6 protein-coding genes are annotated in these 8,006 nt (G+C 57.4%); all 6 read right to left on the bottom strand.

Going from position 1 to position 8,006, the window contains the following annotated elements:
• Positions 1 to 997: 997 nt before the first annotated feature.
• Positions 998 to 1,606, bottom strand: a complete 609-nt coding sequence (locus H4F99_RS11485) for an exonuclease domain-containing protein (RefSeq protein ID WP_182669873.1) — start codon at positions 1,604 to 1,606, stop codon at positions 998 to 1,000.
• A gap of 1,785 nt (positions 1,607 to 3,391) precedes the next feature.
• Positions 3,392 to 3,652: a hypothetical protein gene (locus H4F99_RS11480; RefSeq protein ID WP_182669872.1), complete on the bottom strand. Its 261-nt coding sequence runs from the start codon at positions 3,650 to 3,652 to the stop codon at positions 3,392 to 3,394.
• Positions 3,653 to 4,182: 530 nt separating this feature from the next.
• Positions 4,183 to 4,407: a hypothetical protein gene (locus H4F99_RS11475; RefSeq protein WP_182669871.1), complete on the bottom strand. Its 225-nt coding sequence runs from the start codon at positions 4,405 to 4,407 to the stop codon at positions 4,183 to 4,185.
• Between the two features lie 85 nt (positions 4,408 to 4,492).
• Positions 4,493 to 4,849: a hypothetical protein gene (locus H4F99_RS11470; RefSeq protein ID WP_182669870.1), complete on the bottom strand. Its 357-nt coding sequence runs from the start codon at positions 4,847 to 4,849 to the stop codon at positions 4,493 to 4,495.
• A gap of 831 nt (positions 4,850 to 5,680) precedes the next feature.
• Positions 5,681 to 6,094: a hypothetical protein gene (locus H4F99_RS11465; RefSeq protein WP_182669869.1), complete on the bottom strand. Its 414-nt coding sequence runs from the start codon at positions 6,092 to 6,094 to the stop codon at positions 5,681 to 5,683.
• A gap of 486 nt (positions 6,095 to 6,580) precedes the next feature.
• Positions 6,581 to 6,826 (bottom strand): energy transducer TonB family protein, encoded by a 246-nt coding sequence (locus tag H4F99_RS14695; RefSeq protein WP_425488023.1) that lies wholly within the window; start codon positions 6,824 to 6,826, stop codon positions 6,581 to 6,583.
• Positions 6,827 to 8,006 lie beyond the last annotated feature (1,180 nt).

Raw genomic sequence — 8,006 nt, 5'->3', positions numbered from 1 at the left:
CAATGTAGAGGTGCGTACCGCCGGTCCACGAGTTCACGACTCGGATCTCACGGCCCGTCACCTGAGCTTTCCATTCCTTCTGCGGCATAACTTTCCTTAGGCAGCTAACACCGGAGTTAAGCCGAGCCGCGAAGCGGCTTCGGCTTGAACGAATTGTTAGGGCCCGGTCTGTGCTTGGACTGTTGCGCCAACCTTGGCCCCACCTTTGTTGCCTTTGTACCACCCTTGGCACCGGAGCTCACAAGGGCTCTTGGCCACAAGCAAAGAGAACCCTCACTCAGAACCTCCGCCACCACTTGGCTCAGGAAGAACGCCTTCTTCCACCTGTGACCGGTCGTGGCGAGCTTCATGGGCCGTAGCGCTCTACCGAGCGAGCCTGGCGGAGCGGGCACCACACCCGTCTTTCCCCAAGACCTGAGCCCTGCCATTCCGGGCCCTAACACCGGAATTAAGCCGAGCCGCGAAGCGGCTTCGGCTTGAATGATTTGTTAGCCAGCAAAGGAGCGTAAACATGCTCCCCCTCGGCTCGGGTTGCCCACCATGCCTCTACCTCTGGGAACCACGTGATCAACTGCATGACCACCTCATCCGGAGTGTATTTCAATTGGCCAGACCGGAGAGCCGCTAGCAATGGCTTACGCAGGTTGAACCAGCTACTCAAGTACCCGCTTCGTTTCCGTTGGAGTCGGCACGGCTTGTAGCAGTCCTGCTCCGCATCAGGAGTGCACTGCCCAAAATTGATCACGAAGTAGGGACGTGCGTATTTGTCCCATTGGATGTCGAACAAATCGACAAGATCATCAGACGCGCGGCGGAAGTAGGTGAATTGGGACCCACCGCCTTTCAAACGCTCAAATCCGGCCCGCTCAGCAAACGGGTAGAAGGTGCTCTTTACTGCTTCACGGAGCGGATGGGCCATATCTTGCTGGCTAACACCTGAATTAAGCCGCGCCGCGAAGCGGTGTCGGCTTGAATGAATTGTTAGGTCTTACTCTTATCACCTGACAGTCCCGAGCTTTGACGCTGCAGCCGTGTAGACAATCAATGCCCGTTGACAATCGCCGAGCGCACGATGAGTTCCGTCGTTGCCCAAGTTGCCGTCTTTGGCCAAATCTGCGAGACGGTAGCTCTTGCGCCCAGGCCATGCGCGGCGTGACATTTTTAGCGCGCATGACACAGGGTTGTGAATGGAGATGGAGTGTTTAGCAGCAGCGTTTTGTAGGAATGCCATGTCGAAGTCGGCGTTGAACGACACGAGATGCAGATCGCCGACAAAGTTCAAGAAATCTTGGAGTGCCGCCTCAATGGGCTCGCCGTCAGCGTCAAGCATGGCTTGGTTGATGCCGGTTAGCTCTGTGATTTTCTTAGGAACCTTTCGGGACGGCTTGACGAGTGACTGAAAGGTGTCGTGATTAATTGAGTCTCGATTGACGCGGATGGCACCAAACTCAATGATCTCGTGCTTTTCTGGGTCTAGGCCAGTTGTCTCAAGATCAAAGACGACGAATCGTTCTGGAAGATGAGAGAGGCTGACCTGCGGCTTTCCGCGCGAACGCAGGAAGTAGATGACGGCCACGACTAAGGCGATGATTACAAGCCATTCCACGCGAGAACTCCCAGTAAGACCTAACGCCTGAGTTAAGCCGACCTGCGCAGCGCAGGAAACGGCGTGGCAAGCTTAACCTGCCACGCCGTTGCCGGAGCGAAGTGGGTTCGGCTTGAACGAATTGTTAGACCATGTTCGTAATGTCAATATTGTGCCAATTATTATCATCAAGCCAGCAAGAATGTGGCACGAATAGATAAGAAGAAATTCTGTTGCCATTGATTTATCTTCAAGGGTGAGCATTCGAGAAAACGGAAGATGACCCATGAGCATTGGCGGGGAAAATGCTTGGATGACTCGGCTTATTAGATTGAGGGTTCCGCCGATTGCTACAACTAGCAATCCAGTAAACTTTAGGCGCCGCCATGCATATATCAGCAAAACCACCAGCGAGATGGTTGAAGCGTAAGAGAGTAGCCCTTGAAGTGCGATTAATGTTGAATACATGGTCTAACACCAGAATTAAGCCGAGCCGCGAAGCGGCTTCGGCTTGAATGATTTGTTAGGGCCCGGTCTGTGCTTGGACCGCTGCGCCAACCTTGGCCCCACCTGATGCCTTTGTACCACCCTTGGCACCGGAGCTCACAAGGGCTCTTGGCCACAAGCAAAGAGAACCCTCACTCAGAACCTCCCCCGCTACTTGGCACAGGAAGAACGCCTCCTTTCACCTGCCGCCGATCGCGAGCTATCGCGGAAGCCGCGGCGCCTTGCCGATCAAGCCTGGCGGAGCGGGACACCACCCCAGTCTTTCCCCACGATCTGAGCCCTGCGATTCCGGGCCCTAACACCTGAGTTAAGCCGAGCCGCGAAGCGGCTTCGGCTTGAATGATTTGTTAGCGCTCATGCCCGGAAGCGTGGCGCGACGAGCCGATGGTAAGACAGTCCGACCCCGCACAGCCAAGACAAAGCCCCTATGGCAAACAGCCAGGTTCCGATTGCACTTGTCGCGTCTGCGAGTGGCGACTGCACCAGGATCCATAACGCCATTAGGACTAGGACTGAAGCAACAGTGGCAAGGAGCCGGCCCCAGCGGCGGAACCGTAGCAAACCAACGGATGCCGCGGCACCTGCTACTAAGCTCGCGAGGAGCAACGCGGAGCCAAGCAGCCAGGTCGGAGGTGGTTGATCTAGCGGAATGTCCACGCTCAAAGGCTGCTCGAGTGGCAGCAGAATTGCCACGATCAGCAAAACCAGAGATAGGACAATCAAGGTGCGGATTGCGGCGACCATGAGCGCTAACACCAGAATTAAGCCGAGCCGCGAGGCGGCTTCGGCTTGAATGAATTGTTAGGCACCGCCCTAGACACGCAGAGTCGCGGACACGGCGCCCACTTTGATGCTAAAGCCGCTCATGAAGTGGGCCGTGAGGTGGTTGCAGCCCTCAGCAGGTCTATTTGAGGTGAATGCATGCATCTCAGCTACTAGGTCATCCCACATGAATCCAAGGGAGTCCAAGCAGTCATCCTCGGTGAATGGAATTGCCGGGTCTCGCTCCTGGGCTTTGAACAAGTACACCCCTGCAAAGGTGAGTGAGAGCTCAGGTGGGTCCGATGGCTTTACCCAATCGCCGGTGCCACGGCGCCAATGTAGCTCTAACGTCTGTTGCGCAGGGGCGTATGACATGCCCTGAAAGTCAAAGTTGTTGTGTAGATCAAAACGGTCAGGTCCGCGCTCAAGCGCGATGAAATCTTCTGCAATTGAAAAGCCGATGAGCTGCATACGGTGCCTAACACCAGAATTAAGCCGAGCCGCGAAGCGGCTTCGGCTTGAATGATTTGTTAGGCCTCACAGCCATGCCTTTAGAGCTGATCCCAGGACAGCAGCGATGCCAAGAACACCACAGGCCCAAGAAAGCCGTGCCGAAATGCTGGTCTTGAAAGCTGGCACGGATGTTGGGTCCAGCGGATTGTTGAAGAACGCGAAAACGCCGAGAAACAAAAAGCCTAAGGCCAAGAGCGAGTTGCCGTTGGAGAGCGAGGCGAGCGCAAAGCTAGTAAGCGCAGCAAGCCAGAGCCAGCGGCGGCTGTTGGGAATGACTGGATCCATGTTGTGACTCTCCATGTGAGGCCTAACACCGGAGTTAAGCCGAGCTGCGGAGTGGTGACGGCTGCGTGCTAGCGTAGCTAAGCACGCAGACGGCGCCACGAAGCGGCTTCGGCTTGAACGATTTGTTAGGGGCTGGCTTGCTCATGGCCTGCCGAGCATGACCCAGCCCCTTGCCTGGTACTTGTACCATCCTTGGTACCAGAACCCCCACGTCCCATTGCCTTAGGACGCGCAATCTTTCACCCAAAACTCCCCGGGCGAACCCCTCCGGAAGAGCGCCTAACCTTCCCCTCGGCCCTTGCCCAAGAACCTTCACTCATGCGCTTGGGCTTGGCCGAACAACTGGCAGGGCAGGGAACCGCTGCACAGATCTTCTACGAGATCGCGAAGCTGCTGTTCCAGCCCCTAACACCGGAGTTAAGCCGAGCTGCGGAGTGGTGACGGCTGCGTGCTAGCGTAGCTAAGCACGCAGATGACGCCACGAAGCGGCTTCGGCTTGAACGATTTGTTAGGCCGCTGGCTAGTGCCCACTAACCTAACCTCACTTGTGCAGCTGCGTTGCCCGACAGCGCTGCTGCGACAGCCTCTTGCCAATCTTGAATAAACGCCTGATCTGCGGGAGACCCGTCCTGGAGCAAGGACATTGACCCAAGAATGCCACCAAGCTCCTCACAGCCAAGCGAGAACTGTTTGTCTAAGAAGACAAACATAGCCATATACGCTTGCTCTTGGGTCAGCTGCGCTTGTGCGGTCATCGTGGTGCCTGCTCCTGCGGCCTAACACCAGAATTAAGCCGAGCCGCGAAGCGGCTTCGGCTTGAATGAATTGTTAGGCCGCAGGCTAGCGCACACAGCGCAGATCCGACCAGCGACCACCGGAATCAAGGCACTTGTCCGTTGCGACGAACTCACGGGCATAAGGAAAGACGACAAGAAGGAATGCGGCGATCAACAGCCCAGCAGCGAACCTCCCGATGGGGCGCTCCCGAACCAGGAGGAACAGACCCGCTCCAGCGAGGAAGGAGGCGCCCGCCCACGCCAGACGGTTACCCGCGACAAAAAGCCAACCCTCCGGATTTGCGCTGGGTGGACCGGCCGCCGCCCATGCAGCAAAAACTGCCCCGTTGAGCTGTAGTGCGCCCCAGATAAGGCAGGCAAACAGCAGCAGCCACCTAATAGCTCCGAGGATGTGTTTCATGCGGCCTAACACCGGAATTAAGCCGAGCCGCGAAGCGGCTTCGGCTTGAATGATTTGTTAGGGCCCGGTCTTGGCTTGGAGTGCTTAGCCGACCTGGGCCCGCCTTGCTGCCTTTGTACCACCCTTGGCCCAAGACCCTTCAAGGGCTCTTGGCCCCAAGCCCAAGACCTATCACTAAAACCTTCCCCTACAGCCCTGACCAGGCAGACCGCCTAGTTCCCCTGTGACCGGTCGCGGTGAGCAGCACCTTCCCCTTGCGCTCTACCGACCAGGCCACGAGGGCAGGGCAGCAACACAGCTACTTCCGCAAGATCTGAGCCCTGCCATTCCGGGCCCTAACACCAGAATTAAGCCGAGCCGCGAAGCGGCTTCGGCTTGAATGATTTGTTAGGTGCCGCCCGAGGAACAGCCGGCACCTGCTGGATCAATCTTGGCTTTTCGCAAGACAAGTTGAGGGCCATCCTGTCCGCTAGGCGGTAGAACTGAGTACGTGCCGGAAACGTTGGCCCAAAAGCCTGTTGCGTGGTCCGTTGCGCAGAGTTTGCTGGAGCTAGATAGCCAAACCAAGTTCTGGCATGAGGAAGGTTGAGTGCCTGGACCAGCACCAGCGCAGGCAATGAGATTGCATTGACCCCCACCAGCAAGAATGTAGCCACATGTCTCAATGTGCGTGTCATTGAACCGTTGCCCGCTCGCTACAAGGTCGACCGGACTGACGCTACCGCCGCATCCTGATAGAAGCACCATTAGAAGAACTACCAATCTAGTCATTGCGGCACCTAACACCAGAATTAAGCCGAGCCGCGAAGCGGCTTCGGCTTGAATGATTTGTTAGCGCCCAGGCCAAGTGCCCTTGAGCACGGCCCGATTGCCGCCGAACGTTGCAGTTTTGACCGTATGAGCCCCCGGGCCAAAGGTGAACCTGGCCCAGTACTCACATTCGCACATGATCGCAGCATCAGTTGGGGAGAACAGCTCATAGTTCAGATCCAGCGTCTCTGCGTTACCCGCAACAGCAGGGGCGCGGCCAGCGAGCCCGCAAGCTCCAACTGTATGTGTGAGGAAAGAAACCTTTCCGTCGGCTGTGACACGCCAGATCTCTGGGGTGGCATCCATGTCCTCAAAGTCTCCGCTGCAGCCAATGAACTCGAATGACTCAAGTGCGGGAGTATGAGTCTCCTGTGCAACTACAGCAGGCGCTGCTGCTGCGGCAACAAAGACCAAAGCTGCGATGTAGGTCTTCATGGGCGCTAACACCGGAGTTAAGCCGAGCTGCGGAGTGGTGACAGGTGCGTGCTAGCGTAGCTAGGCACGCAGATGGCGCCACGAAGCGGCTTCGGCTTGAACGAGTTGTTATACGCCCTGGGCCGTTGGATGCCCGGCGCGCAACCCCGGCCCGATGCCGGTCGTGAGCCGAGGATAGCCCACGAAGGTTCGCCCGAGGGAGAGGCTGGCGAACACCACCCGCCGGGCCCATGAGCACCGCCAATCCGGGCACCCGGCACCCAGTGTCCGAGCGCCGCACCACGAGGTCTTGGCGACGGTTGGAAGCCGATGCGGCGCATAGCTAGGGCGGTGCGGCGTGTTCTGACCGAAGCCGCCTAACCCGAGCCGAGGCAGTAGGTGGAGCAGGGAAGTGCGGCTACGACGCCACCACTTTGAAAGCTGCTACCCCACGGATAACACCAGAATTAAGCCGAGCCGCGAAGCGGCTTCGGCTTGAATGATTTGTTAGCCCTCTGCTCGACGAACAGCGCCATAAGTCCGCACATTGATGCAGCCCTGTGCCACAACCCCTTGGGCGAAACTAGTGCGCTCAAGGAGGCTTAGAGTTGTTCTGTCGAACGTCGTATTGGGGTGCGAGTCTGAAACGGTAGCGTTCCTGGCTGAGCCTGAGCCGTCTAGGTCATACGTGACAACCACGTAAGCACTCACTGGTCTGCCAAGAGCTCTGCGAGGCCAGTCATCTACCGTCATCTTCGGCTCCTCAAGGATGTGCTCTCGACAAGTCTCCTGGACCGGAACCTCAATGACAGGTGCGGGACCTGGGCCGGAAGCTTCGGCCGGAGCGATCGCAAGAAGAAGGGACAGTACTAGAACGATCCTCATGACCTCTCCTAGAGGGCTAACACCAGAATTAAGCCGAGCCGCGAAGCGGCTTCGGCTTGAATGATTTGTTAGCTGCCATGCGACTCACCCCGACGGCGAGAGCCAGACGGAACCTGCCGGCTGGCACCCACGCGATTGCGGCGAGCGATTGCAACCTTGCTACCGGCCAACAGCTCCAAGGATAGCTCTCGCAAGAGCCACTCAGGTGCGTCCGGAAGTGATAGGTCATAGCTGAAATGCCTCCAGACCCTATGACGCAACTGCCTAGGTAGCTTGCTGTCACCGCCACGCCATTCCTCACAGAGCCAGCGTGCGACGCCTTGCTTCTCGAGCGGTAGCAGATCTAGGTGCTTCTCAAGAAGTTCCAAGCTGCGTTGATCGCTCTTCATGGCAGCTAACACCAGAATTAAGCCGAGCCGCGAAGCGGCTTCGGCTTGAATGAATTGTTAGCCCTCAACCTCGTCGGGCCACAGGGGCTCACGCTGTATCGGGGTATTGATTTGCAAGGGCTCGACATCAATGTCTGACCGAGTAACAGGAACCAATGCGAACGCCGAGCGGTGAGTAGCGCTATGGGCTGACACTGACACTTGCTTGAGCTGCCCCTGGCATTTGTCCCCACTGAGGAGCGAAGGACCAGAGTAGGTGTCGACCCTGATGGGGATGGAGTAACGCCCGTCAGGCCCGGTAGTGGCCATGGCTGGGCCGGCAGGAGTCGAGTGCTCCGTCCATGAGACGCCAACCAAGGCGCTGGAGGCGGGAGCGCCGGCTGCGTCAAGAACCACTCCCGAGACAACAAAAAAGCGGAAGTCGCACTTCGCGGACGCGGCTGGTGCAATCGCCGCAAATAGAATCAAAGCTATGAGAAGTCTCATTGAGGGCTAACACCTAGTGGACCCCAATGAAGGGGTGATATCCGAAGGATGCAGGCAGGTACGGGGCGGGTCAATCAGAAAAATCCTACCTCTGATCAATCACTTGGCTGATTGGTGGGGCAGGCGTGGTGCGTAAACCTCTCCGGATATCCAAAGGATCTGGAGTGCTATGC

It is taken from the genome of Marilutibacter penaei (assembly GCF_014145395.1).
Taxonomy (GTDB): domain Bacteria; phylum Pseudomonadota; class Gammaproteobacteria; order Xanthomonadales; family Xanthomonadaceae; genus Marilutibacter; species Marilutibacter penaei.
Note: the sequence above shows the minus strand (reverse complement) of the source record. Positions and strands in the feature narration are given on the sequence as shown.